The following is a 25,612-nucleotide window of genomic DNA, read 5'->3' on the forward strand; positions in this document are numbered from 1 at the left end:
GGAATTTCCATCGAGTTCGGCGGCCACATCAACGACCACCTTTGGCAGGGCTTTTGGGATTTTGTTTTCGTGATCTCAAGTTTGCTTCTCGATGTCCTGTTTGGCGCTGCCGGGGGCAACCTGGCACGGGGAGTTCCTCTTGATGACCATGGCAATTTTGCCATGGCCTTCTTTACAGACTTCGGCCAGACTTTGTTGCAGCGGGGCGGAAATGTGGGACTTCTCGACTGGTACACGCTATCGGTGGCCCTCTTTGCAGTTGTCATGCTGGCCGCACATGGCGCAACCTACCTGACGTTGAAGACGGAAGGACCGGTGCATGACCGCAGTGCGTCGTACGCCATGATGTTGTGGCTGGTCTTAGGCCCGCTGGGCGTGATCGTCTCCGTTGAAACCGGGTATGTCCGCCCCGACGTCCTCGGCCACGCGATCAAAAACCCTTTTTCATGGTTGGGACTGATTATGGTCGCAACCTCGGTCGTCACGCTGGTCACGGGAATGCGCAAGCGGCTGGAGTTTCGTGCATTTATTGGATCGACGTTCTTGATCGCGGGCCTTCTCGGCACCGGTGCCGCCGCGATTTTCCCGGTGATGCTCTATTCGACACTGGCCCCGGAGAATTCCGTAACGGCTTACGGCGCTGCCTCCAGTCCCGGCACCCTTCTGGCGGCGCTCGTTTGGTGGCCGGTTGCCTTTATCATGGCTGCTTCCTACTTTGTCTTCATCTCTCGACGGTATGCCGGCAAAGTGAGCATCTGCCGCGACAATCAGGGCTATTATTGAGCCATGACACGCCTGGATGGATCGAATGAATTCTGGGCTGCGGGTTCTAGACCTCGCACGGAACAACAGAAACCGCGAAATCAAAAAACCACCTCGGGCACCGAGGAGACCCGAAGCCGTGGCGTCATCAATCCGCCATTTTGCCCCCGCGGCTACGGAATTCCGGCAAGCGGACGAGGACGACCAGTATACAGCCGGACGGCTGGCCGCAGCGAATCCGAAGCTTTTCGAGACTGCTTGCCTGCGGAGGGGCACTGCTCCGCTGGCAAGGAAGTGGGGTACTATTCCCATCCGATTGCCATAGACGACAGCCTCTGTCGTTGGGAATTTGCTGCCCAGTGACCCGGTTTTTCTTGACATCCAGTGCCGCGTCCCAGGTACTCAGGCAGTCGCCACGGCAGACCTTTCCGGGACGGGTAGGCCGGCCAAGGAAGGCATCGTGAGAACCGGCGCACCGATTTCGAGGCCGCCTGAACTTGCATGCCGCTCGGACCGTTTTGCAGGGCGGTTTGGGGGCTGGGGCAGCCCACTGCGGTTGCCATGAGCAGCCCGAACCCGGACAAAATGTCCGGGATTGGGGGGCAGCGGGAGGGCTACGAAAAGCCTTTGGGCGTGGTGACTTACGGCCAGTTGTTTACAGCTGTTCTGGGCACGCCGGTTGGCAAACGCTACTTGGCCAGGCCAGGACTTTGCGGGCTCACCAGCCAGGAGGCTTACTTGCCCAGGTCCTTTCGGTCTTGGCCTTTAGCGGCACGCTTCGGTGGGCAAGGTTTCCATCGTCTCGACCATGATCCGTCGCATTCGGCGGCGGTGCCTTGGGCTGCTCCACTATAAACCGTGGACACTCGCCCGACGGCATGGGCTCGCGATCAGACGGTACCCGCAGCGCGAGATCGATTCTCGGGGACCGATGAGCGCTGGCGGCTAGTGCTACCGGCACGGAACTGTGGTAAACTGGCTCGCATGCCTGAACTCCAGTTGCGAATCACGATGCCTCGCCCCTTCTTTGCGGAATTGCCGTACTACGTCTGGGGCCGCGTGAACTATGACTCCGAAGGCGATTGCAAGAACCCACTTGATCGCGACTGGACGTGGATGGACCTGGCGAACCGCGAGACCAAGGAGCATGTGGAAGACTCCTCGAAGGGCGACACCTGCACCATATCGGGGGACGAGCCGGCGGCGATCCAGGCTATGACACCAGGGTAAGCTGCGGCGTGGGCGGCCAGCAGTTGCTCGGCACGTTGCATGGTCACGCCCAGTTCGTCGGCAAGTCCGTAGCCGGTCTGTCCGTAGACGATGCCAAAATTCAATGTCTTGCCCAGAGACCGCTGCTGGTCGGTCACGTCGGTTTCGGCGATGTCCAGCACGCGGGCGGCAGTGCGGGCGTGGAGGTCGATATCGTGCTGGAAGGTATGCAGCAGGGCGGCGTCCTGGGAGAAGCGGGCGAGGACGCGCAGTTCCATTTGCGAGTAGTCGGCCTCAAGCAGGACATGGCCTGGCGGAGCTTCGATGGCAGGAAGCACAGCGGCGGGGAGGCCCCTGCAAGTTTGGGTCGCTGCAACTGAATCTGCCGGTAGCCGCCCCCAGCGGATCGAGTTCGGCGCGGACGATGCCAGCCCTTGCTGCGATCGGCGCCCATGGCCGGGGCAAAAAAGTAGACCCAAATTGGCTGGCCAGGACGTAATCGACGGCGGCCGGGTGACTTCGGCGCGGTTCCTGCGTAGAATCTGGGAAGTCGTAATCCAAGAACCAAAACCTGCTTTCCTGGAGGAAAATACCATGTGGAAATATGCTAGTCATCTCGCCATCGTAGGACTGTTCGTCATGAGCCAGGCAGTGTCCGCCAATGATAAAGCCGTCGAGAAGCCCGCCCAGTCCCCGGCGGCGCTCAATTTCAAGGTCCAGTCGCTGGAGGGCTAGGGCGCCGCTTCGGCGATTGCGTTCATGACCGCCATGTCGAGATTCGGCGATCCGCTCGAGGTAACGATCTTGCGCGCGAGCAGGTTGCCGGTCTCGTCCAAGGCGAAGACGATGGCGCCGCCATGGGGGGGTGGGACGCCCGGCTCATGCAGACGGGCCCTGATCATGCCGTAAACAATCGTGAAATAGCGCGTATCCGCGCTGCCGCCGATGATCGGCGATTCGGTCGCCGCATGCGCGAATTTGTACTCCGGCAACACTTCGGCGCTCGGCGGCGGAGTCCCGGGCGGCGTCTTCGCGGGAGGCGCCGGAGGCGGCGCAGGCTTCTCGCCAGGAATGGGGGCCGGCGGCGCGGCTTCCGCCTCTTCCGCCGCCGGCGTCGGCGCCGCGCGCGTATCCGCGTTTTTGGCGGGAGGCGCTTCCTGCGGAATCGGCGCCGCCTGCGCCTTCTGCACCTGGGCGGCCGGCGGCTCTTTCGATTCCTGCGGCGCGCCCGGGGTTTGCGAGGGCTCCGCTTTGGCGGCGGGGGCCATCGTCTTCGTGTCAGCGGACTCCCGGTTGGCCTTCTCCTGGGTCGCGGCGCTCGGGGCGTCATAAGCCGGCTTTTCATCCTCGGGCTGAGGCGGAGGCTTGGGCTTCTCCCCCGCCGGCTTTGGCGGCGGAGGCTTCTCGACCACAATCTCGACGGGGATTTCCTGGAGCGGCGGGACGGGGCGGGGAGCGAAGGCGGAGATCGCGACGATCGCCAGCGGAATGAGAAGGTGCAATGCCGCCGCCGCGATCAGGGCGAGCTTCAACCCCCGACGCTCGGCGGCGGTCGGCGACGGTGGGAGGGCGAGATGATCGATCGCGTCGGCCTTGAAGGACGCGTCGGACAACGACATGAGCGGCGAAAGCTTTGTTGAGATGCGCGAGGCCTCTCCTTGGTCCATGATCCCCGGCGCGGTCAATGGTTTTGGGTGCGGTTTCGGTTCACACGCCCGTGAATCCATGCCGGTCCGGACCGGCGCAACGCTTTGCCGCAGGACGTGTTTTCGCGTAAGGGCAGGGCGGCCTGGGCGGATGGCCGCGGCCGAAAAGGAATGGATTGCGGAAAAATGAGCGCCGAAGCGCCGCGAGCGGTCGTGTTCGATTCGGGGCTCGGAGGCCTGACGGTGCTCGGCGCGATCCGGGGGCTCAGGCCGGATGTGGGCATCGTCTATGTCGCCGATGACGCGGCCTTCCCCTATGGGCGGCTGAGCGAGGCGGCGCTGGTCGGGCGCGTCGGGACGGTGATGGCGCGGATCGTCGCCGACTGGCGCCCCGACATCGTCGTCATCGCCTGCAGCACCGCCTCGACGCTCGCCCTGCCGCATCTTCGCGCCGCTCATCCGGATCTGCCGTTCGTCGGCGTCGTCCCGGCGATAAAGCCGGCCGCCAAGGCGTCGCGCTCGGGGCTGATCAGCGTGCTGGCCACCCGGGGGACGGTGGCCCGCGACTATACGCATGCGCTCGTCCGCGAACACGCCGCCGACTGCGAGGTGACTCTGGTCGGCTCGGCGGCCCTCGCCCCGATCGCCGAGCGCATCATGCGCGGCGAACCGGCGAACGACGCCGAGATCGAGCGCGAAATCGCGCCGTGCTTCGTCGAGAAGGATAGCCGGCGCACCGACCATGTCGTGCTGGCCTGCACCCATTTTCCCCTGCTGATCGAGACGCTCGAGCGGCTTCAACCCTGGCCGGTGGCGTTCGTCGATCCCGCGCCGGCGATCGCGCGACGGCTCGATTCCCTCCTCGGCGGAGCCCCGAAGACGGCGGCGCCGCGAACGGGCGCCCTCGTTTTCACCAGCGGCCGGCGGCCAGAGCCGGGTCTGCAAAAGGCCTTGCTTCGATACGGTTTGGAGTTTACCCCCACGGCGGCGATCAGCCTCGCGACCGCCTGAGCGAGCGGCCTCGGGAAGGGTCTGTCTGCGATTGTTCAACGCGGTCGCGTCGTCGTAAGAGAAGCGGCATTCGCTCAGTCGGAAAGGCCAGCGCCCATGCGCACTTCGGTCGGACAGCCCGTTCGTCTCGCCGATTATCGCGTCCCGGATTTCCTGATCGACTCGGTCGATCTCGACGTCTCGCTGGACCGGAACGCGACCCGGGTCGTCTCGACCCTCACCGTCCGACCCAATCCGGCGGGACTTGCGGGCGCGGCGCTGGCGCTCGACGGCGACGAACTCCATCTGGTCTCGGCCGAACTCGACGGCGCGACGCTCGATCCGGAGGCCTTTCAGGCAAGCGCTTCACAATTTGTGCTGCCGAACCCGCCCCGTGGCGCCTTCACGCTCAAGATCGAGACGCGCCTCGATCCCGCCGCGAACACCAAGCTGATGGGACTCTATCGCTCCGGCTCGGCCTATTGCACGCAATGCGAGGCCGAGGGGTTTCGTCGGATCACCTATTTCCTTGATCGCCCAGACGTGCTGTCGACCTACCGCGTGCGGCTGGAGGCCGACCGCGCGGAGGCGCCGGTGCTGCTCAGCAACGGCAACCTCGAAAGCAAGGGCAATTCGGAAACCGCCGGCCGGCACTGGGCGGTCTGGACCGACCCGCACAAGAAGCCCTGCTACCTGTTCGCGCTCGTCGCCGGCGATCTCGCCCACATCTCGAATTCGTTCGTCACCGCCTCCGGCCGCAAGGTGGACCTCGCCATCTATACCGAGCACGGCCGCGAGGAACGCGCGCATTACGCCATGGATTCGCTCAAGCGCGCCATGGCGTGGGACGAGACCGTCTACGGCCGCGAATACGATCTCGACGTGTTCAACATCGTCGCCGTCTCCGACTTCAATATGGGCGCGATGGAGAACAAGGGCCTCAACGTCTTCAACGACAAGTACGTCCTCGCCTCGCAGGAGACGGCGACCGACGACGACTACGCCAACATCGAGGGCGTGATCGCGCACGAATACTTCCACAACTGGACCGGCAACCGGGTGACCTGCCGCGACTGGTTCCAGCTCTGCCTCAAGGAGGGCCTGACGGTTTTCCGCGACCAGGAGTTCTCGGCGGACATGCGCTCGGCGCCGGTCAAACGGATCGCCGAGGTGCGGGCGCTGCGCTCGGCGCAGTTTCCCGAGGACGCCGGGCCGCTCGCGCATAACGTGAGACCCGAGGTCTACAACGAGATCAGCAACTTCTACACGGCGACCGTCTACCAGAAGGGCGCCGAGGTCATCCGGATGCTCAAGCGCCTGATCGGCGACGACGCGTTCCGGGCCGGCATGGACATGTATTTCCATCGCTACGACGGCTCGGCTGCGACGGTGGAGCAGTTCATCGGCTGCTTCGCCGACGTATCGGGCCGCGATCTCAGCCGCTTCGTGCGCTGGTATTCGCAGGCCGGCACGCCGAAGTTGCGGGTGCGCACGGCTTACGATCCGCAGGCCCGGACGTATCGCCTCGACATCGCCCAGACGCTTGCGCCGACGCCCGGACAGCCGACCAAGCTGCCCGCAACCATGCCGCTCGCGCTCGGTCTCGTCGACCCGCAGGGCGACGATATCCGGCTGGCGTCCGCCGACGCGACGGCGGACGAACTCGCCTCGGGCGTATTCATCCTCGACGAAGCCGAGCGCTCCATCGTCTTCCGCGACGTGCCGCGCCGCCCCGCCCTGTCGTTCCTGCGCGGCTTCTCGGCGCCGGTCAACGTCGACGACGATGTGACCGAGGACGATCTCGCCGTGCTCTCCCGGCACGACCCGGACAACTTCAACCGCTGGCAGGCCTTGCAGAGCCTCGTCACACGTGTGCTGCTGCGCAGTGTGAAGGCGATCCGCGCCGGCAAGGCGCCCGAACGCAACGCCGGGCTGATCGCGGCGTTCGGCGCGCTGATCGACGACGCGCGCGGCGGCCGCATCGATCCGGCGTTCGCCGCGCTGGCGCTGACCCTGCCGACCGAGGCCGACATCGCCCGCGAAATCGGCGAGGACGTGGATCCTGACGCGATCTACGCGGCGCGCAAGGCGCTGCGCGGCGCGCTCGGCCGCAAGCACGGCGACGCGCTCGCCGATTTGCACGATTGGCTGGCGGACCCCCGGCCGTTCAGCCCCGACGCCGAGTCGGCCGGACGACGGGCGCTGCGCAACGTCGCGCTCGCTCATTATGCCGACGGCAACATCATCGACGGCCTCGCCCGGGCGCACAAGCAGCTGCGGGACGCGGACAACATGACCGAGCGGTTCGGCGCCCTGACCCAGATCGTGTGGAAGCCGAATTCGGCCCGCGAGCACACATCCGACGCTTTCAGCCGCCGCTATGCGATGGAGCCGCTGATCCTCGACAAGTGGTTCGCCCTGCAGGCGCAGATCCCCGAGCGCGAGACGCTCGACCGGGTGCGCGGACTGATGAGTCACCGAGGCTTCTCGATGTCAAATCCGAACCGGGTGCGGGCGCTGGTCGGCGGCTTCACCGCCAACCAGACCCAGTTCAACCGGTTGGACGGCGAGGGCTTCGCCTTCCTCGAGGAAATCGTGGTCGCGCTCGACCCGACCAATCCGCAGGTCGCCGCCCGGCTTCTCACCGCCATGCGCTCGTGGCGTTCGCTCGAGGAGGCGCGCCGCGATCGCGCCGAGGCGATGCTGAAGCGGATCGCCGCCCTTCCGTCACTGTCGCCGGACGTGCGCGACATCGTGACGCGTAGCCTAGGGTAAGGCGGGCGACAGTCGCGCCAGGCGAGGCAAGGTTTTTCGCCTTGAGCCGCCGAACCGCGTACCGCTCCGGCGGCCGCCTGCCGTTTTCCCCAGCCCTTGAAAAATGCGAGTCTGGCTCCGTCAAGGGGCTGGACAAAGATTCACACAAGGATTCTTATCGTACTGATTCGGGCGTCGGCGGTTACCCGAAGATTAAGTTCTGCTGGGTCTGGGGAAAACAATGACGCGTGCGAACGCGGCACATGCGGAGGCGTGCCTGGACGACAAGGCTTGGCGGATGGGCGCCGAGAGCGCCGAAACGCGTGTTGCGGCGCGCGGCGCCGCAACGCGGCGATCCCCGACCCCGCCGGTCGCGACGCTCGCCCTGGCCGTGGCCGTCATGGCCGCGATACTGCTCACCTTCCAGCATCTGCGCGCCGAGCGCGAGGTCGCTCTCACCGAGGCGGCCCTCGAGGTCGGGATGCGTGCGAGGATCGTCGCGGCTGAGCTCGACGCGGCGCTTCAGTTGCAGCCGAAAACGTCGCCCGCCGAGGTGCTGCGCCGGGTTCTCGACGCCAATCCGGCGGAACGGCTGGCTAGGACTGCGCTGATCGACGCTAGAGGTCGGAAGATCGCGGCCGATCCGCCCGCTTCGGAATCCGGGTCCGAGCCCGACGTGGACGACGCGCTTCCGGTTCAGAGCGGCCAGTCGGAGGCCGCGCGCGTGACCGACGATCGGGCAGGCGATCGCTTCGTCGTCGCGCGGCCTCTGGCGGCGACGAGCGGTCGCGTCGTCTTCGCCTCTCCGGTCGAGCCGCACCTTGCGGCCTGGCGTCGCGCGGCGACTGTGACCGTGGTCCTGCTCGCCTTCACGGTCGCCCTCATCCTCGCGGCGGCCGGTCTCTACGCCGCCGACGCGCGGGCGCGGCTCAAGCGCTTGCGCGAAGAATCCGCCCGCCGCGCCCGCGTCAATCTGGCGCTCAACCGCGGCCGCTGCGGCTTGTGGACCTGGGATCTCAACCGCGGCTGGATCGTCTGGTCAGCCTCTATGTTCGGCGTGCTCGATCTGGCCGAACGGTCCGGTCACTGGACGGTCGCGGACTTGCAGTCGCTCGTTCATCCCGAGGACATGAGCCTCGAGACGCTCGCGCGGCTCGCCGTCGAGCGGGCGGGCGACTACGTCGACGTCGAGTTTCGCATGCGCGCGGCTAACGGGCGATGGGTGTGGCTTCGCAAGCGCGCGGAAGTGGTCGAGGACGAAGAAACCGGCGGGGCGACCCTGGTCGGCATCGCCTTCGACGTCACCGAGCGCAAGCGCGAGGCGGAGGAGTCGGCGACGGCCGATCAACGCCTGCGCGAGGCGATCGATGCGATTTCAGAGGCTTTCGTCCTGTGGGATTCCAGTCATCAGTTGGTGCTGTGCAACTCCAAGTACCAGCGCCTGCACAATATTCCGGAGTCCCTTGTCCGCTCGGGCGCGCCTTACGGCGGTCTGGCGACGGCGCGGAACGCCGGAGAGTCGTTCTCGGCCGGGCGCGAAGCGCGCACCTACGAGGCGCGCCTGGCGGACGGACGATGGCTGCAGGTCAATGAGCGGCGCACCCGCGACGGCGGCTTCGTGTCGGTCGGAACCGACATCACCGCCCTCAAAGAGCATGAAGAACAGCTGATGAACTCCGAGCGCCTGTTGCTGGCGACGGTCGCGCAACTGCGCCAGTCGCGCCGCTCGCTCGAGGAGCAGGCGCAGCAGCTGGTCGACCTCGCCGAACGCTATCACGAGCAGAAGGCCCAGGCGGAAGCCGCCAATCGCGCCAAGGCCGAGTTTCTCGCCAACATGAGCCACGAGTTGCGCACGCCTCTCAATGCAATCATCGGTTTCTCGCAGCTGATGGGCAGCCAGACGTTCGGTCCGCTCGGATCGGAGAAATATCGCGATTACTGCCAGCACATCCTGTCCAGCGGCGAGTACCTGCTTCACGTCGTCAGCGACATTCTCGACATGTCCCGACTCGAAGCCGGCCGCGAGCGGCTGAGCTACAGCCGCTTTCGCGCTGACGAGGCGGTCGGCCGCGCGGTGCAGGACGTCGCGGCGACAGCGCGCGAGAAGCGTGTTTCCATCGCGGTCGCGGTCGAACCCGAGATGGCCATCGAAGCCGACGCGGCGGCGGTCGAGCGCATCCTCACGACGCTCATGCGCAATGCCGTGAAGTTCGCGCCCGAAGGCGGCGCGGTCGAAATCGGCGCCGAGGCGATCGCTGACCGCATCTATTTCTATGTCGAGGACAACGGTCCTGGAATCGAGGCCGAGGACATCAAACGGCTCGGACGGCCGTTCGAACAGGGCGACGCCGTCATGGCGAACGGTATGAAAGGCTCCGGGCTTGGCCTCGCCATCGCCAATTCGCTGGTCGAGTTGCACGGCGGAACGCTGCGCCTCGCCTCGCGCGCCGGGGAAGGGGCGGTGGCCATCGTTGCGCTGCCGCGCGTGCAGCGCGGGGCGAGGGCGATCGCGCTCGCCAAGGTCGCCTGACCGCAGGGCTTCTGACCGCCCGGCCGACGGCTGCCCGGCCGACGGCTTGCACGAAACTCCGTTTCAGACCACAGTTGCGTCTGGAAGAACCATTCCGAAGGCCTTCGCGGCCGGCGGGGGGCGGCAGGCGACGATTGGGTTCGGACTTTCAAGAGCTGGATCATCGACGCGAGTGCGGAGGCGAAGCGCGCTCCCGCGGAGGCCGGGCCCGGCCCGGCGGAGTTGCGGGCGTCATAGCCCTCGTTCGCGGGCTGAACTGGCCCTGGAGATTCGTGATCGGCGCCGCCGCCGGCCTGCCATGGGTGGCGATTCGGATCGCGGCTCTCGGCTATCGGCCGGACTATCCCTACCTCGTGTTTTATCCAGGCGTGGCGATGGCGGCGGCCCTCGGCGGCTCCGTTCCCGGGATCGGCGCCGCGCTGGTGGCTGTTCTCGCCAGCCCGCTGTGGTTTCCGCCGGCGCTCACCGCCGACTTTGCGCTGCGGTTCTGCGGCTTTCTTTTCTATTCGACCGCTGTCTGCGCGCTGGGAGAAGCCTTGCAGCGCGCCTTGTTGCGTCTCGGGGAGGCCGAGGGCCGGCGGAAGGTCGCCGAGAAGCTTCTGATCGCGAGCGAGCGTTTTCGCCTTGCTTCGGCGGCGGGCATGGGGACATTCGACCTCGACATCGTCAGGAACGCGGCGGCCGACACGGACGCGATGCGCGCCATCTTCGGACTGTCTGCGCAAGGCGTCGTCAATCGGGAACGGGTCCGCGGCCTCGCCCTCCCCGAGGACGGGCCGAAGATCGATGCAGCGCTCGCGGCCGCTTACGATCCCGCCGGCGACGGCCTCTATCACGCCGAGTACCGCATCCGCCGGGAGAACGATGGCGCGCTGCGATGGATGGGCGCGCGCGGTCAGGTCTATTTCGATGCGGGCCGGCCGATCCGGATGATCGGTGTTTGCCGCGATATCACCGACGTCAGGACCGCCGAGCAGGCGGCGCAGAACAGCGAGGCGCACATCCGAAGGTTCGTCGAGCAGGCCCCGATCGAGGTCGCGATGTTCGATCGCGACATGACCTATGTCGCGGCGAGCGCACGCTGGCTCGCCAATTACGGGCGGGGCCTCGCCAGTCTGGTCGGCGTCAACCACTATGCCGTCAATCCCAACCTTCCGGAACGATGGAAGGCGATCCACGAACTGGTGAAATCGGGCGAGTTCCACAGCGACAACTCTGACTTTTGGGTCGACGACGTCGGTCGGGTGCGCTGGCTGCGCTGGGCCGTGTTTCCATGGACGGATTCGTCCGGGGCGATCGGCGGCGTGATCATGTCAGCCGAGGACATTTCGGCGCAGAAGAGGGCCGAAGCAGCGCTGCGCGAAAGCGAGGAAAAATTCCGCAACGCCTTTGCGGAGGCGGCCATCGGCTTCGTGATGGCGAACGCCGACGGGACGATCGTAGAGGCGAACGAAGCCTATTGCCAGCTGACGGGATATACGACCGGAGAACTGAGGCGATGCGGCTCGTCGATACCGTCGATCCGGAGGATCGGGAAGAGATCTCTGACCTAGCCGACCAGATCCTGCACGGGGAGGTCCCGGCCTACGTGAACGAGCACAGGCGCCTGCGCAAAGACGGTGAGCTGATCTGGGTGCGCGAAAGCGTGTCCATGACGCACGACGCCGCGGGCGAGCCGCGTTGGGTTGTCAGGCCGGTCGAGGACGTCACCGAGCGCAAGCGCATGGCGGATACCGCCGTGCGGACCGTGGCGCAGTTGGCTGCGGTTCTCGATGGCGCGAAGGACGCAATCATCTCAATCGACATCAAAGGCGTCGTCCAATGGGTCAATGCTGCCGGCGAGAGAATGTTCGGCTATGATCGCGACGAGGTGATCGGCCGCAACGTACGCATGCTGATGCCGCCGCGCCATGCCGAGCGGCACGACGGCTATATTGCGAACTACCTCGAGACGGGCGTAGCCAGGATCATCGGAACGGGTCGCGAATCCGAAGGACGACGGAACGACGGCACGCTGTTTCCGATCGAACTCTCGATCAATGAGGCGGCGGTCTACAACGACCTCATGTTCGTGGGGTTTGTTCGCGACCTGTCGGAGCGGCGGCGGATCGAGTCGCGCATCGATCAGCTGGCGGCCCAGCGTCTGACCGCGATCGGCGGCATGGCCGGCGCGCTGGCGCACGAGCTCAACCAGCCGTTGGCGGCGATGGGCGTCTATCTCGAGACGGCGCGCCGCATGCTCCAGAAGCCGCCCCATCTGCGCGCCGCGCCGGTTGAGGACGCGATCGCGCGGGCGGTGGCGCAGGTGGCGCGCATGGGCGACATCCTCCGCCATCTCCGCGACTTCGTCGGTCGCGGCGAGCCGGACAAGACCTTCCAGAGTTTGCACGCGCTGATCGAAAAGGTCGCGGCCGAGTCGTTTTCCGTCGCCAAGGCGCGCGGAGCGGCGCTGGCGCTCGATCTTTCCGCCGCGCGCGACATTGTCGTGATGGACCCCGTCCAGATCGGCCAGGTCCTGTCCAATCTGCTTCGCAACGCGCTCGAGGCGATCGGAGACCCGCTGGGCGGGCGGGTCGCGGTATCGACCGCGCTCGAAGATGACGGTATGATCCGCTGTGATATCTCCGATAACGGCCCTGGCCTGGCCGACTTGGTCGAGGAGCGCCTTTTCGAGCCCTTGACGTCGACCAAAGCGAGTGGAATGGGCGTAGGTTTGTCGATTTCGAAGTCGATCATCGAGGCCCATTACGGGCGCATCCGGGCTCAATCGAATCCGCGCGGCGGGACGGTGTTCAGCTTCACGTTGCCGCTGGCGGCGGAGGAGGGCGACGAATGACGCCTCCCCCGACCGTGCACGTGATCGACGACGACGAGGCCTTGCGGGACTCGATCCGGATGTTCCTCCTTAACGAAGGACTGGAGGTGCAGACCTACGCTTCCGCCGACGCGTTCCTCGCCGAACTCGACTCGAAGCCTGCGGGTTGCATCGTCACCGACGTGCGCATGCCGGGCATGAGCGGCATGGACCTTCTGGCCGAGATCGCCCGGCTGGGGGTCGCGCTGCCCGTTATCGTCGTCACCGGCCATGCCGACGTTCCGTTGGCCGTGCGGGCGATGAAAAAGGGCGCAGTCGATTTGCTGGAAAAGCCGTTCCAGGGCGAAGACCTGATCGACGCCGTCCGCCGCGCGCTCGACGTCGGTCGCGACTCGCAGCTGAACGCCCACAGCGTCCAGGAGGCGCAGGCGCGGCTCGCCACGCTCACCGCGCGTGAAACCGAAGTGCTCGACCGGCTGGTGCGGGGCCAGCCCAACAAGATCATCGCCTACGAAATGGGAATTAGTCCGAGGACCGTCGAGGTCCACCGCGCGAACGTGATGAAAAAAACCCAAGCGGGCAGCCTCTCCGAATTGGTCCGAATGTTCCTGAACGTCGAGCGCAACTGACGCAAGCTCTCGTAAGCCGGCGCCGCTCTTGGAACGCCTGTCATTTGCGACCGGGCGACCTTGCGATAGAGGGTAAACAGCCGCGAGCGTGGCTCCCGCATGCTTGAAAGGCGCCAGCGAGCGGTCACGAAGACTTGAGCGCTTCTAAGTAGAATCCCGTATTGCCGTCCGCCTTCAATGACGGAATTGTATTGGATAGTTCGCGCCGTTGGGGCCGATTCCGATCCCGACTCGTGCGAAACCCGCCGCCGCGCGATTTGGGAAAGGTGGCGCAGGCTGCTGTGGCAGGGGCTGAGATAACGCGGGTCGCAAAGGCCAAGCGAATGAGTGTTTCGAACCCGGCTGAATTCAGGAACGCCATCCCTTGGCGCGCCGGTGCAGGTCTGGCGCCGAAGCGCGGCGCCATTCTCATCATCGCGGACGACAGCGATCTCGCCGAGGCCATGCGTACGGCGTTGGAAGGCGCCGGCTTCGTCGTTCAGATCGCCTCGTCCGTGCGGGAGGGCCTGCGCGTTGGCAGCTTGCACGGCGCTTCGACGATCATTGTCGAACGCGGGGCCGACGGATCGGATAGCCTCAAGGTCGTTGAGGCGCTCCGGGCGGCGGACGACCAGACGCCGGTCATGGTCGTCGGCGTCTCCGAGTCCGTCGAGGAGCGTATCGCCTATATCCGGTCGGGAGCCGACGACTATCTCGCTCGGCCGTTCGATCTCCGCGAGATGACAGCGCGAGTCGAGGCGCTGCTGCGCCGCTGCCGCGAGGACCGCAAGACGGTCCTCCACGTCGGAGCGATCGAGATCGATCTCGTCGGGCGCGCCGTTCGGTGCATGGGCCGATCGGTAGACCTGCTTCCGCGAGAATTCACGCTGCTGGAATATTTCGCTCGTCACCCCAAGCAAACTTTGTCGCGTCGACAACTGCTCGAGGACATCTGGAGAAGTAAGTCCCACGTCAAGACCAACGTCGTCGACGTTCAGGTCGGAACCCTACGCCGAAAGCTCGATCCGACGGGAGAGAGGCGGTTTATCGTGAGCGTCCGCGGGGCGGGATTCCGATTGGAGCCCGACGGTCTCGATTAGCGCCGCAGCGCCTTCCGCACAGTTTGCCTTCGCCGATTCCGGCCGTCTCTCGCCGGCCGCAGGACCGCGGCAAATGACACGTAGACGGCTACGTAGAATCCACAATTGCGCCAGTTCACGCGGTGGACAATCGTACGTCAACGGGCAAGCGAAAATCGTCCAAAACGAAAGGCGCTCGCCTCGCGCTGACGCGCGGCGCAGAGCGAAGGCGCGCCTCCTCGATTGCTGGGGGGTCGACAAATGAGGGAGAGCCAAGAGAGAGTCTTCCGACGGGAGTCCGCTAGCGCTGTCGACGCGGACGACATCGGGCGGAGCGTGGGGCGCCGCATCGGGCGGCCGCTCGTCGCGGCGAGCCTGATCGCGGCCGCGGAGATCGCCGTCCTTCGGCCCCCGGGGAATCTGGAATGGCAAATTCGAGCAACGCCGGAGCCAGCGATCAACGCCCCCGCCTTCGTTCGGCCGCCGAAACCGTCGCCGGACCTGCTCATAGGGGCGAGGATACGGCTCGGGTGATTGTTGCGCCGGCTCGGGTCCGGTCGCATTCCATCCGAATGTCGCGCGCGGCCCCGGCCGCCGCGCGGGAGTTGATGCGAAGGAGACTTCTAACGATGAACATGAACGTGAGCCTCGGCGCTCTTTCCTTCGCCGAAACCCCTGTCGAGTCGTCAATGGTTACGGCGACGCCGGAAGACGAATCGACCGTCGCGACCGTCAAGTGGTTCCGCGTCGACAAGGGGTACGGTTTCCTCGACATGCCCGACGGGCAGGGCGACGCTTTCCTTCACGCCAAGGCGCTGCGCCACTTTGGGCTTGAGACGGTCCCCTCGGGCGCGACGATCAGCTTCGTGCTGGAGGACGGGCCGCGCGGCCGGCAGGTCACGCGCGTTCTCGCCATCGACGCCTCGACGGCGGTCGTTCCGAGCCGCCCGGCCCGGCGGGAGCCGTGCCGGACGCAGCGACCGGCCGCGGACCTCGCCTCGGCGACTGAGGTCACCGGGAAGGTCAAGTGGTTCGACGAGGTCAGAGGCTTCGGCTTCGTTGCCGCCGACGACTTCGGCCGGGACGTATTTGTCCACTGCTCGATCTTCAACCGTACCCGGGTCGGCCGCCTCGTCGGCGGCCAGCCCGTAACGATGCGGGTCGTCGAGACCGCCAAGGGCCGCGAGGCCGTCGAGATCTTCGCGTAGCCGCGGCGGGGTAATGGCTGGCCGGCCGAGCCCCGTCCTTACGACGCCCTGTTTTGGGCCCGGAGCCGCCGTGCGAGCACGCGTAGGACTTTGAGGGCGAAATAGGGCGTATGTTTCACCAGGAAGATATACTGCTTTTCAGAGATCGGCGCGACGATCGCGTCGGTCTTGGCGACGGCGTCGGCGCTGCGCGGCTCGCCGTCGATCAGCGCCATCTCGCCAAAGATCTCGTTCTCGCCAAGCGTTTCGAGGAGACGGTTCCCGGATCGGATCTCCACAGTGCCGCGACGGATGACGAAGAAGCCTTCACCCCGGTCGCCCTCGCGGAAGATGACCTCCCCCGCGGCGAAGAAATGCGACGGTACGTCGGGACCGAGAAGCAGGCTGAAATCGTCAGGGCTCATCGTCATGTCGCTGTTCGGGGCGCGCCGGAAACGACGCGGCGCGCCGCGCAACGCATAGGACGAACGATGGTTCCTGACAATCGCTGGCCGATCAACCGATCGTGACCACGACCCGGCCGCGAATCTCGCCCTTGAGGATCTTGCGCCCAGCCTCGAAGACCTGGTCGAACGGGATCGTATGGGTGATTGCAGCGAGCTTGGCGCGATCGAGGTCGCTGGCCAACCGACGCCAGGCCTCGAGGCGGTCGGGCATCGGACGCTGGACGCTGTCGACGCCGAGCAGCGCCACGCTGCGCAAAATGAACGGCGCCACCGTCGCCGGGAGATCCATGCCGCCGGCGAGACCGCAGGCGGCGACAGCGCCGCCGTAACGGGTCTGCGCGAGGACATTGGCGAGCGTGGTCGAGCCCACGCTGTCGACGGCCGCCGCCCAAAGCTCCTTGCCGAGCGGCGTGCCGGGCGCGGAGAGCGTCGCCCGGTCGACGATCTCCGACGCGCCCAGGCTCTTGAGATAGTCCGCTTCGCTCCCCCGTCCGGTCGAGGCGATCACCTTCCACCCCTTGTCGGCCAGCAACGAAATCGCGGTCGACCCGACGCCGCCGGCGGCGCCGGTCACCAGCACGGGGCCGGCGGCAGGCGTCATTCCGTGCCGCTCGAGCGCCATCACGCAGAGCATTGCGGTGTAGCCGGCCGTGCCGATCGCCATCGCTTCGCGGCGGCTGAGGCCTTGAGGCGCCTTGACCAGCCAGTCGCCCTTGACGCGCGCCTTTTCCGCGTAGCCGCCGAAATGCGTCTCGCTGAGGCCGAAGCCGTTGAGGATCACCTCGTCGCCGGGGGCGAAGCCCGAATGGCTCGACGTCTCGACGACACCCGCGAGATCGATGCCGAGGATCATCGGGAAGCGCCGGATCACCGCCGACTTGCCCGACAGCGCGAGCCCGTCCTTGTAGTTGACGGTCGAATCGCTGACGCGGATCGTCACGTCGCCGTCCATCAGTTCGGATTCCTCCATCTGGACGAAACGGACGTCCTGTCCGGCCTCGGTCTTGTCGGCTCGCACAGCTTTGAACGGCATGGGAATGCGCCTCTCGCGTTGGAACTCAGGGCCTTGGACGATAGAGGATGAGAATATCGAGATCGCGCGTCGGTGTGAAATGGGCGTGACGGAAGGCCGCGGTGACCGTCTTGTCCCCCGTTCCGCCGTTGAAGAATCGATAGCGGACGACGATCTCCTTTATCGAAATCGCCAGGTCCTCGGACTTGAGGACGATGTCGGCGCTCTTGTCGAGCCCGAGTCCGCGGGTGGTCACTTCGGCCGTCGAGTCGTTCGCCGAGGCGGTCTCGCCGAACGCGACGATCGCCGCGATGACCAGCAAATGGCGCCTGCGCATGTCGCCCTCCCCGCGGGGCCGCATTTTGCGCCGCGAAGGGCGCCGAAGGGAAGGACTATTGTCGCCGGCTGACGGAAAACTCGCCTGCCGCCGTGCGGTCGGCAAGCCGTGCGGCGATCCGCGCCGCGCCGTCCTCGCCATGGACGGCGACGAGTTCGCACATCGCGGCGCAGAGCGCGGCCTCGGCCAGATCCTGCGGCTCGACGCCATCGAGCGCCGCGAGCGCGAAAGCTTCGCCGACATAGGTCAGGGCGGCGGACATCGCGGCGTCGCGGGCGTTGGATTCGCTCAGCGCAATCAGCGATATGTGGGGATCCATCGACATCGGACGGCATTTTAGGGAGGTTGCCCGGCGAAGGCGACGCATTACCTTCAAATAGGTTAATTCGGGCCCGGCGGAGCGCGACGCCGGACGGAGACGAGCAATGTGTGGACGTTACGCGATCACTCTGCCGCCCGAGGCGGTGCGGGCCTATTTCGCCTATGCCGAGACGCCGAACTTTCCGCCGCGCTTCAATATCGCGCCGACCCAGCCGATCCCGATCGTCCTCGCCGAGCCGCACAGTGGCGGCGAGAGGCGGCGCTTCCGCCTTGTCCGCTGGGGCTTCTTGCCGGGCTTCGTCAAGGACCCGAAGGTCTTCCCGCTGATCATCAATGCGCGCGCCGAGTCGGTCGCCGAGAAGCCGAGCTACCGCGCTGCGCTCAAGCGGCGCCGCTGCCTCGTGATCGCCGACGGCTTCTACGAGTGGCGCAAGGCGCCGGGCGGGCGGGGCGCGGCGGGCAAACGGCCCTATCTCGTGCGCCGCGTTTCCGGCGAGCCGATGGGTTTCGCCGGCCTCTATGAGACCTGGAGCGATCCGACCGGCGGCGAGATCGACACCGCCTGCATCGTCACCACCGCGGCCAACGCGCTCGTCGGGCGCCTTCACGACCGGATGCCGGCGATCATCGAGCCCGAAAACTTCTCCGCCTGGCTCGACGTCGACGGCGTCGACGCGGTGAAGGCGCTGCGGCTCCTGACGCCCGCGCCCGATGAGGCGCTCGAATTGGTCGAGGTCGGGCCGTTGGTCAACCGGGTCGCCAACGATGACGCGCGCGTGCAAGAAGCGCTCGCCGCGCCGATCCGCGCCGCCGAGCGCGCGACGCTCATCTGACCTTGCCCGCGGGGCGGCCAAGCGCCAAGACTGCCGAGCCGATTCTTCGAGGATTCGATGGCCGAGCGAGAAAAGCCGCCCCGCGTCGTTGTCGTCGTGCCGCACGCCGATGGACTGCACCGCTGTCCCTGGCCCGGCGTCGATCCGCTCTACCTCGCCTATCACGACGAGGAATGGGGCGCGCCCGAATAGGACGACCGCGCCCTGTTCGAGAAGCTCGTGCTCGACGGGTTCCAGGCCGGCCTGTCGTGGATAACAATCTTACGCAAGCGACCGGCGTTCCGGAGCGCCTTTGACGGCTTCGAGCCGGACAAGATCGTGCGCTGGGACGACGCCAAGAAGGCGGCGCTGATGGCCGACCCCGGCATCGTGCGCAACCGCGCCAAGATCGAGGCGACGCAGGCGCTCGCCCGCATCTATCTCGACCTGATGGAAAAAGAGGGCTTCGCGCGGCGCCTGTGGAGCTTCGTCGGCGGACGGCCGATTGAGCCGCAGCGCAAGAGCCTCGCCGACATTCCCGTGGAGAGCGACGAGTCGCGGGCGATGGCCAAGGACCTGCGCGCCCGCGGCGGCAATTTCGTCGGCCCGACGATCGTCTACGCCTTCATGCAGGCGACGGGCATGGTGAACGACCATCTCGTCGCCTGCTGCCGGCACGAAGCCTGCCGCGCGCTCGCGCGAGACTTTCCGGCATGAGCGACCGCGTCCGCCATCGCGCGTGGCAGCGGATGCTCTCGGGCCGGCGGCTCGACATCATCGATCCGTCGCCGCTCGACGTCGAGATCGGCGACATCGCCCATGGCCTCGCTCGGGTCGCCCGATGGAACGGCCAGACGCACGGGCCGGAGATTTTCTCCGTCGCGCAGCACGCGCTGCTGGTCGAGGCGCTGTTTTCGGCCGCCGAGCCCGCGCCGTCTCAGCGCGAGCGGCTGGCGGCGCTTCTCCACGACGGACCGGAATACGTGATCGGCGACCTCATTTCGCCCTTCAAGGCGGCGGTCGGCGGCGACTACCGCCGGATTGAGACGCGGCTCATGCGCGCGATCCACATTCGCTTCGGCCTGCCCCCCGATCTCGCTCCGGAGCTTACGAAGCGGATCAAGGCGGCCGACCGGCTCTCGGCCTTCATGGAGGCGACGGCGCTCGCGGGTTTCGCCGAGGGCGAGGCGCGGAAGCTGTTCGGCGAGCCGACCGTTCCGGTCCGCCGCTTCATCCATTTCCTCGAGCCGATGCGTCCGGACGATGCGGAGGCCCGCTTCCTCGATCGCTTCGTAGAACTCGACGCCGCTGCCGCGAAGGCGTAGAAGGTCTCCGCCCCCAAAACAGGAGACATCCGATGCCGCGCCTGCATGTCTGCTCGCTCGCCCGGATCAGCGAGACGGTCACACGAACCGGCGCCCGCTCGCTCGTTACGCTGATCAGCCCCGGGACGCCGGTGCCGCGCCCGATCGAGATCGCGCCTCATCGGCATCGCTATATCGCCGTCCACGACATTATCGCGCCGAACCCGGGAGAGGTGTTCCCGGAGCGCGAGCACCTCGACGACCTCTTGGACTTCGTCCGCGACTGGGACCGCGCCGAGCCGATGGTGATCCATTGCTTTGCCGGCGTCAGCCGCTCGACCGCCGCGGCCTTCATCGCCGCCTGCGCGCTGAACCCGGCGCGCGACGAGTTCGCGGTCGCCCGCGCGCTCCGCGCCGCTTCGCCGACCGCGACGCCCAACGCCCGCCTCGTCGCCCTCGCTGACCACGCGCTCGAACGCGGCGGGCGGATGACCGCCGCCATCGTCGAGATCGGCCGCGGGGAGATGTGCTTCGAAGGCGCGCCGTTCACGCTAGACCTGGCGTGAAGGACGTCGCCACGATGACCGCGACGTCCGAGACTCAGGTCCCGGCGATCATCGGCGACTTCCGGGGAGCGGTCGCGACCGCGCGGGCGGAGCTCACGAAGGCGCTCGAGGCGACCTGTGGCGACACCCTTGCAGACTTACGGGCTCGCGATCGCGCATCCGCAAAACGCAGACAAGGTCGAGGACGTCGGCGCGTTGCCGCCCGAAGCCGGGAATCTGCTGACGGCGGCTTTCCCCAAGCTCACCCTCGCCGAGGTGAACCGCATCCTGACCGAGACGGAAGGACCCGGCGGTGGCTTTCTCGACGACGGTTCGGCCTTCGGCGTCTATTCCCGGGTGAACCTTTACGCGGCTGCCGGGCGCGCCGCCGCGCTCTCACGCGCCAAGCCCTGATAACGAGGGGCTTCAAACCGCCGCGCTCGCGCCTCGTTGCGCTGGCCGACGACGCGCTCAAGCGCAACGGTCAGCCCAGCGCGGCCGTCGTCGAGATCGGCCGCGGCGAGATGGGCTTCGAAGGCGCGCCGTTCACGCTGGACTGGCCTGAGCCGCGTCGATCCGCTGCGCCAGGCGTTCCTGCTTTTGGAATCGCCCTGTTCGTGGCCTCAAGGGCGCGTCGCGCCGGCCTCCACGCGACGGATGGCTTCGGCGAAATCGCGGCGGTGCTTGCGACCTTCGCTGCGCGCGATCATCATTCGCAGACGAGCAATCGCAAGCCCCTCACCCGGATCCATGAGGTCGGACCGGGCGATTTTGTCGGAAACCAGGCGTCGATCGACCATGGATGTCCCTTCGCATGACACTGTGGACGCGCCTTCATTTTTGGCGCGAGACGCCCCGGACGCCCGTAAATTTCTTGGGGTGGCGAAACTGGAAAGCGTAGATCAAACCACCGTATTACAATCCACCGATACCTGTAACCTGTACTCTTCTCGTTCCAGTTTCGCCGGACCTTATGTGACGCCTGGAAGGTCTAAGGGCAACTTGTCATTTTGACGCACCCTGCATCAGGATCATTTCATTGCAGCGCGCAAGACTTTTGGCTGGACCAGGAGACGGGACGAGGGGCGAACGCCATGCGTCAATCCGGGCGCGCCAAACGGTCCCCGGGAGATCGGCTAAGGCGCGTCGCGGCCCTCGTAGCGGAAATGGCGGAAGTCGGCGGGGATTGCGCCGCCGGACGTATCGAAGGCGATGAGGCCGACGAAGGCGCCGGTGAACGATCCGTGTTCGCCGGCGCCGGCCTCGTCGGAGACGATCGACGCGTCGAGGATCGGGCCGACCTCGCGCCATGCGCCGCCGGCTTCGGCATAAGCAAACTGCAAGTCCGAGCGGTCGACCCGGACGGCGAGCCTGACCCGCCCGTCGCCGAGCGGGACCGGCGCGGCGAGCGGGAAGCTCAGCCGGCCCTCGCGGTCGCCCGTAGAGCTCAGGAGGGTCAGCGACCGCCCCCTCGCCTCATCCCACGTTACCGCCAGCGCATGGAATTTGGCGCGGTTGTAGTAGGCCGCGAGCCCCGCCGCCTGCTGGAAGTTCCGCGGGGCGAAATCGAGCTCCGTCTCGGCGCGATACGCGAAATGTTCCTGCCGCCTCGCGACGAGCGCCTGCTCGAACCACGAGCCGATCGACTCGCGTGCAATGAGCCTGAGCCAGCCCGGCCGCGCCGAGAGCGAGAAAATTCGCTCGGGATGCGGCGTGCGCAGCCATTGGAAGTCGAGCGGCAGGCCGGCCTCGGGCGAGAACGCATAAGCGTGCAGCGTGGGCTTCGGCTCGCGTTGGGCCGGAAACGGGGACGCGACTTCGAGCGCCGGAATCTGTCCGCCGTGGGCGAGATAGAGCCAGTCGTCGCCGCCCCAGACGCACTTCTGGATCGCCGTCTCGCGGCCGAGCGGCGAGCGCCTCTGGCCGGGAAGCGGGCGGGAGCAAAGGTGGGTGTGGTAGACCTGCCCGTCGGGCGTCTCGACGATCTGTCCGTGTCCGGCGCGCTGCAGCGGCGCCTCGGGGGCGTCCTTCGACGTGATGAGATGGACGTTCGGGTGAAGCTCGTAGGGCCCGTCGATCTGGCGGGAACGCGCCATCGTCACGGCGTGGTCGTAACCGGTGCCGCCCTCGGCCGTCGTCAGGTAGTACCAGCCTTTGCGCTTGAAGAGATGCGGGCCTTCGACGAGGCCGTGCGGGCTTCCGGCGAAGATCGTTTTCGCTTCTCCGACGAGGCGGCCCGACTGAGGATCCCATTCCTGCAGGGCGATGCCGAAGAAGGCGGGGTGTCTCAGATGCGCGCCGGCCGGGTCGCGATGGTTCCAGACCATGTTGACGACCCACTTGCGGCCGTCGTCGTCGTGGAACAGCGACGGATCGAAGCCGCTGGAATTGACGTAGGATCGCTCCGACCACGGGCCTTCGATCGAGGGCGCGGTGACGATGTAGTTGTGGGCGTCCTTGAAGGCGCCGTCGAGCCGTTTGACGTCCGTATAGACGAGCCAGAATTGTCCGTCGGCGTGGGAGAGACAGGGCGCCCAGACGCCGCAGGAATCGGGCTCGCCCCTGAGGTCGAGCAGGGAAGCGCGATCGAGCGGGCGTGTGAGGAGCCGCCAGTTCACGAGGTCGCGCGAGTGATGGATCTGGACGCCCGGATACCATTCGAACGTCGACGTCGCGATGTAATAGTCGTCGCCGACGCGGCAGATCGACGGGTCCGGGTTGAAGCCGGGCAGGATCGGATTGCGGATGACGGCGCTCACCGCGCCGCCCACAGCATGCCGCGGCGAAAGATCTCGCGCATCTCGGGGACATCGAACTCGGCCGCGACGTGGCCGAGCGAGCTGTAAAAGACGCGGCCCTCGCCATGCCTCCGCTTCCAGACGACCGGCATCACGACGCCCTTCGTCCAAGGCGCATGCTCGCCGGAGAAGGTGGTCGTGGCGAGCACCTCGTTCGAAGGGTCGACGTGCATGTAATATTGCTCCGACCGGTACGGGAAGCTGGCAAATCCCTGCATGATGGGGTCGTCGGGCCGGGTCACGTCGACGCGGTAGTCGATGACTCCGCCGGGATGGGCGACCCATTGGCCGCCGCACATGAACTGGTAGTCGACGCTCTCGCGAAAGGCGTCGCACATGCCGCCGTGGAAGCCCGCAAGCCCGACGCCGCCCCGCACCGCGGCGGTCAGGTTCTCGACTTCCTCCTTTTCGATCTTCGACATGGTGACGATCGGCACGATGAGATTCATGTCGGCGATGGTCGGATCGGCGAAGGCCTCGGTCGTGTTCTCGACATAGACCCTAAAGCCCTGCTCTTCGAGCATCCTGGCGACGATCCGGGCGCACTTTTCGGGCTCATGCCCGCTCCAGCCGCCCCAGACGATGAGCGCTTCCCGCATGGTTTCGTTTCCTTTCGGTTTGACCGCCCGGCCCGGCGACGCGGACGGAGGGCTGGGGTGAGGGCAGCGCTAGCGTTCGATCGCTGGCGCAGCCCCTCATCCGGCGCTTCGCGCCACCTTCTCCCGACATAGCCCGTCGAGAGGCGGGCGTTCTCACGACGCCCTTCGCAGGGAGAAGGGACGCTTTCAATCGAGTTCGCCGACCTTCAGCGACTCCGGCATGGGCGCCGGCCTTTCCGGCCGGCTTGCGATGGCGACCGCGGCGCCCGACTGCGACGATTTCTGGAACGCCTCCATCACTTCGAGGACATGGAACGCCAGGTCGCCGCTCGCGCGATGCGGCCGGCCCGTCCGGATCGCTTGGGCCATGTCGGCGAGGCCGATGATGCGATAGTTGCCGTCGGCGTAGGCGTGGCGGGTCGGGACCTCGCGCCAGTCCTCGGCCGCGGTCGCGACTTCGACCTTGCCGCCGAAAAAGTTGGGGTCGGGCGCGATCAGCGAGCCGGCCTCGCCGTAGAGTTCGATCGGGACGTGACGGTGCCTGGGGACGTCGAAGCTCATGGTCACCGACACCGCCGCGCCGCTGACGAACGTGAGCACGCCGGTCACGTGGGTCGCGACCTCGACGGGAATGCGGGTCCCGGCAAGCGGCGGACTCGTGACGAGACGCTCCGCCCGCGTCCGCGTCCCAACGCCGACGACGCTCGCCACGGGCCCCAGCAGGTTGACGAGGTCGGTGACGTAGTACGGTCCCATATCGAGCATCGGTCCGCCGCCGGCGAGGTAGTAGAAGCCCGGGTTCGGGTGCCAGCGCTCGTGGCCCGGGCACATGAAGAAGGCCGTTCCGCCGACTGGCCGCCCGATGAGCCCGCCGTCCACGCATTGGCGCGCGGTCTGATGCGCGCCGCCCAGGAACGTGTCCGGCGCGCATCCAATGCGAAGTCCCCGAGTTTTCCCCGCCTCGACAAGGCGTTGGGCCTCCGCGACCGTGACGCCGAGCGGCTTCTCCGAATGGACGTGCTTGCCGGCGGCGATGGCTTTCAGACCCACCTCGACATGAGCCTTGGGGACCGTGAGGTTGAGGACGACCTCGATCGCTGAATCGGCGAGCACGTCCTCGACCGACTGGGCGGGAATGTCGAACTCGGCCGACCGCGCCCGCGCCGCCTCCGGATTGGCGTCGGCGAGGGCGACGATGTCCAGGATCGGAAACGCCTTCGCCGCCTTGAGATAGGCGGCGCTGATGTTGCCACAGCCGATGACGCCGACACGAACGCTTGTCATGACGATGCTCCCGTCTCAGCCGGGTGAAGTTCGCGAACGGGCGCCGGGCCCGTCGTGCCCCACGGCGCGCCGTAGAGATCGCGCAGCGTCATGGCTGCGGCGCCCTGAACCCAAATTCGCTCGCTCCATTCGCGCACGACGATGTCCGACACGTCCGCGAGGCTCGCGGGCAGCAGCGCCGCGACGGTTGCGCGCAGCGGCGCGATGAAGTGCTCGCTCGCCGTCATCGCGCGCCCGGAGACGATCACCTTGGGAGGGGCGAACAGCGTGATGAGGTTCGCGATGGCGAAGCCGAGGGACTCGCCGGCCTTGGCGAGCACGCGGGCGCAAGCGGCGTCGCCGCCGTCCGCGCGCTTGAGAAGCTCAGCCATCGCCCGGTCTGGCCGCGAGGGCGCCTCGGGATCGCCGGGCCGTAGCAGCGCTTCGGCGTCGGCGAGCACGGCGGTTTCGGAGGCCGCGTCGGCGAGCCGTCCGCCGCCGTCGCTCGGCGCGCGGAGCATGAAGTCGCCAAGGTCGGGGCTGAGCCCGTTCGCGCCGCGAAACAGCTCGCCGT

General features: G+C 66.7%; 24 protein-coding genes and 1 pseudogene. 15 read left to right on the forward strand and 10 right to left on the reverse strand.

Features of this window, described 5'->3' with window-relative positions:
• On the forward strand, positions 1-783 hold a 783-nt coding region (locus ACLP25_RS18525), incomplete at its 5' end, for a cytochrome d ubiquinol oxidase subunit II (protein WP_442470639.1).
• Positions 784-1,826: 1,043 nt separating this feature from the next.
• On the opposite strand, the gene ACLP25_RS18530 is transcribed toward ACLP25_RS18525, so the two are convergent.
• Positions 1,827-2,567 (reverse strand): DNA polymerase, encoded by a 741-nt coding sequence (locus ACLP25_RS18530; protein WP_442470640.1) that lies wholly within the window; start codon positions 2,565-2,567, stop codon positions 1,827-1,829.
• Here ACLP25_RS18530 and ACLP25_RS18535 point away from each other — a divergent pair.
• Positions 2,566-2,706, forward strand: a complete 141-nt coding sequence (locus ACLP25_RS18535) for a hypothetical protein (RefSeq protein WP_442470641.1) — start codon at positions 2,566-2,568, stop codon at positions 2,704-2,706. The genes ACLP25_RS18530 and ACLP25_RS18535 overlap by 2 nt on opposite strands.
• Here the strand turns inward: ACLP25_RS18535 and ACLP25_RS18540 are convergent.
• A complete protein-coding gene (locus tag ACLP25_RS18540; RefSeq protein ID WP_442470642.1) occupies positions 2,703-3,638 on the reverse strand; it encodes an energy transducer TonB in 936 nt (311 codons plus the stop codon). The genes ACLP25_RS18535 and ACLP25_RS18540 overlap by 4 nt on opposite strands.
• A gap of 165 nt (positions 3,639-3,803) precedes the next feature.
• Here ACLP25_RS18540 and murI point away from each other — a divergent pair, with 165 nt between their 5' ends.
• From murI to ACLP25_RS18580, 8 genes are all read left to right on the forward strand, one after another.
• Entirely contained in the window at positions 3,804-4,628 is an 825-nt protein-coding gene (gene murI, locus ACLP25_RS18545; protein WP_442470643.1) for a glutamate racemase, read from the forward strand.
• Between the two features lie 96 nt (positions 4,629-4,724).
• Positions 4,725-7,382, forward strand: coding sequence for an aminopeptidase N (gene pepN, locus ACLP25_RS18550; protein WP_442470644.1), 2,658 nt, complete (start codon positions 4,725-4,727; stop codon positions 7,380-7,382).
• Positions 7,383-7,602: 220 nt separating this feature from the next.
• Positions 7,603-9,891, forward strand: a complete 2,289-nt coding sequence (locus ACLP25_RS18555; protein ID WP_442470645.1) for a PAS domain-containing sensor histidine kinase — start codon at positions 7,603-7,605, stop codon at positions 9,889-9,891.
• 272 nt (positions 9,892-10,163) lie between these two features.
• Complete coding sequence (locus ACLP25_RS18560; RefSeq protein ID WP_442470646.1) at positions 10,164-11,444, forward strand: PAS domain S-box protein; 1,281 nt, start codon at positions 10,164-10,166, stop codon at positions 11,442-11,444.
• Positions 11,390-12,727, forward strand: coding sequence for a PAS domain S-box protein (locus ACLP25_RS18565; RefSeq protein WP_442470647.1), 1,338 nt, complete (start codon positions 11,390-11,392; stop codon positions 12,725-12,727). Before ACLP25_RS18560 ends, ACLP25_RS18565 begins: the two co-directional genes overlap by 55 nt.
• Positions 12,724-13,335, forward strand: coding sequence for a response regulator FixJ (gene fixJ / locus ACLP25_RS18570; RefSeq protein ID WP_442470648.1), 612 nt, complete (start codon positions 12,724-12,726; stop codon positions 13,333-13,335). The genes ACLP25_RS18565 and fixJ overlap by 4 nt, the downstream gene beginning before the upstream one ends.
• 323 nt (positions 13,336-13,658) lie before the next feature.
• Positions 13,659-14,414 carry a response regulator transcription factor gene (locus tag ACLP25_RS18575; RefSeq protein ID WP_442470649.1) on the forward strand — a complete coding sequence of 252 codons (756 nt, stop codon included), beginning with the start codon at positions 13,659-13,661 and terminating at the stop codon, positions 14,412-14,414.
• Between the two features lie 608 nt (positions 14,415-15,022).
• Complete coding sequence (locus ACLP25_RS18580; RefSeq protein ID WP_442470650.1) at positions 15,023-15,601, forward strand: cold shock domain-containing protein; 579 nt, start codon at positions 15,023-15,025, stop codon at positions 15,599-15,601.
• Positions 15,602-15,639: 38 nt separating this feature from the next.
• Here the strand turns inward: ACLP25_RS18580 and ACLP25_RS18585 are convergent, their stop codons facing one another.
• The 4 genes from ACLP25_RS18585 to ACLP25_RS18600 all read right to left on the reverse strand — a co-directional run bounded on the left by ACLP25_RS18585 (position 15,640) and on the right by ACLP25_RS18600 (position 17,715).
• The gene (locus ACLP25_RS18585; RefSeq protein WP_442470651.1) at positions 15,640-16,005 is read right to left on the reverse strand and encodes a Crp/Fnr family transcriptional regulator; all 366 of its coding nucleotides are present in this window, start codon (positions 16,003-16,005) and stop codon (positions 15,640-15,642) included.
• A 91-nt stretch (positions 16,006-16,096) separates the two neighbouring features.
• Positions 16,097-17,080, reverse strand: a complete 984-nt coding sequence (acuI, locus tag ACLP25_RS18590; RefSeq protein ID WP_442470652.1) for an acrylyl-CoA reductase (NADPH) — start codon at positions 17,078-17,080, stop codon at positions 16,097-16,099.
• A gap of 25 nt (positions 17,081-17,105) precedes the next feature.
• A complete protein-coding gene (locus tag ACLP25_RS18595) occupies positions 17,106-17,396 on the reverse strand; it encodes a DUF4424 family protein (RefSeq protein ID WP_442470653.1) in 291 nt (96 codons plus the stop codon).
• A gap of 55 nt (positions 17,397-17,451) precedes the next feature.
• On the reverse strand, positions 17,452-17,715 hold the full coding sequence (locus ACLP25_RS18600) for a hypothetical protein (RefSeq protein ID WP_442470654.1): 264 nt from the start codon (positions 17,713-17,715) through the stop codon (positions 17,452-17,454).
• Between the two features lie 106 nt (positions 17,716-17,821).
• Here ACLP25_RS18600 and ACLP25_RS18605 point away from each other — a divergent pair, with 106 nt between their 5' ends.
• The 5 genes and pseudogenes from ACLP25_RS18605 (at position 17,822) to ACLP25_RS18625 (ending at position 20,792) form a co-directional block, all read left to right on the forward strand.
• The gene (locus ACLP25_RS18605; RefSeq protein WP_442470655.1) at positions 17,822-18,550 is read left to right on the forward strand and encodes an SOS response-associated peptidase; all 729 of its coding nucleotides are present in this window, start codon (positions 17,822-17,824) and stop codon (positions 18,548-18,550) included.
• Positions 18,551-18,607: 57 nt separating this feature from the next.
• A pseudogene (locus ACLP25_RS18610) lies at positions 18,608-19,246 on the forward strand (DNA-3-methyladenine glycosylase I).
• Positions 19,243-19,854: a hydrolase gene (locus ACLP25_RS18615; protein ID WP_442470656.1), complete on the forward strand. Its 612-nt coding sequence runs from the start codon at positions 19,243-19,245 to the stop codon at positions 19,852-19,854. Before ACLP25_RS18610 ends, ACLP25_RS18615 begins: the two are co-directional and overlap by 4 nt.
• 32 nt (positions 19,855-19,886) lie before the next feature.
• On the forward strand, positions 19,887-20,399 hold the full coding sequence (locus ACLP25_RS18620) for a tyrosine phosphatase family protein (protein ID WP_442470657.1): 513 nt from the start codon (positions 19,887-19,889) through the stop codon (positions 20,397-20,399).
• A gap of 117 nt (positions 20,400-20,516) precedes the next feature.
• On the forward strand, positions 20,517-20,792 hold the full coding sequence (locus ACLP25_RS18625; protein ID WP_442470658.1) for a hypothetical protein: 276 nt from the start codon (positions 20,517-20,519) through the stop codon (positions 20,790-20,792).
• 722 nt (positions 20,793-21,514) lie between these two features.
• Here the strand turns inward: ACLP25_RS18625 and ACLP25_RS18630 are convergent.
• The 4 genes from ACLP25_RS18630 to ACLP25_RS18645 form a co-directional block, all read right to left on the reverse strand.
• Complete coding sequence (locus ACLP25_RS18630; protein ID WP_442470659.1) at positions 21,515-23,137, reverse strand: glycoside hydrolase family 43 protein; 1,623 nt, start codon at positions 23,135-23,137, stop codon at positions 21,515-21,517.
• The gene (locus ACLP25_RS18635) at positions 23,134-23,775 is read right to left on the reverse strand and encodes a ThuA domain-containing protein (RefSeq protein WP_442470660.1); all 642 of its coding nucleotides are present in this window, start codon (positions 23,773-23,775) and stop codon (positions 23,134-23,136) included. The genes ACLP25_RS18630 and ACLP25_RS18635 overlap by 4 nt, the downstream gene beginning before the upstream one ends.
• A gap of 186 nt (positions 23,776-23,961) precedes the next feature.
• Positions 23,962-25,059, reverse strand: coding sequence for a Gfo/Idh/MocA family protein (locus ACLP25_RS18640; protein ID WP_442470661.1), 1,098 nt, complete (start codon positions 25,057-25,059; stop codon positions 23,962-23,964).
• Positions 25,056-25,612, reverse strand: a 557-nt coding sequence (locus ACLP25_RS18645) for an ROK family protein (protein WP_442470662.1), incomplete at its 5' end; no start/stop codon positions are given. The genes ACLP25_RS18640 and ACLP25_RS18645, both read right to left, overlap by 4 nt.

Source organism: Roseiarcus sp., from assembly GCF_052145395.1.
GTDB lineage: Bacteria > Pseudomonadota > Alphaproteobacteria > Rhizobiales > Beijerinckiaceae > Roseiarcus.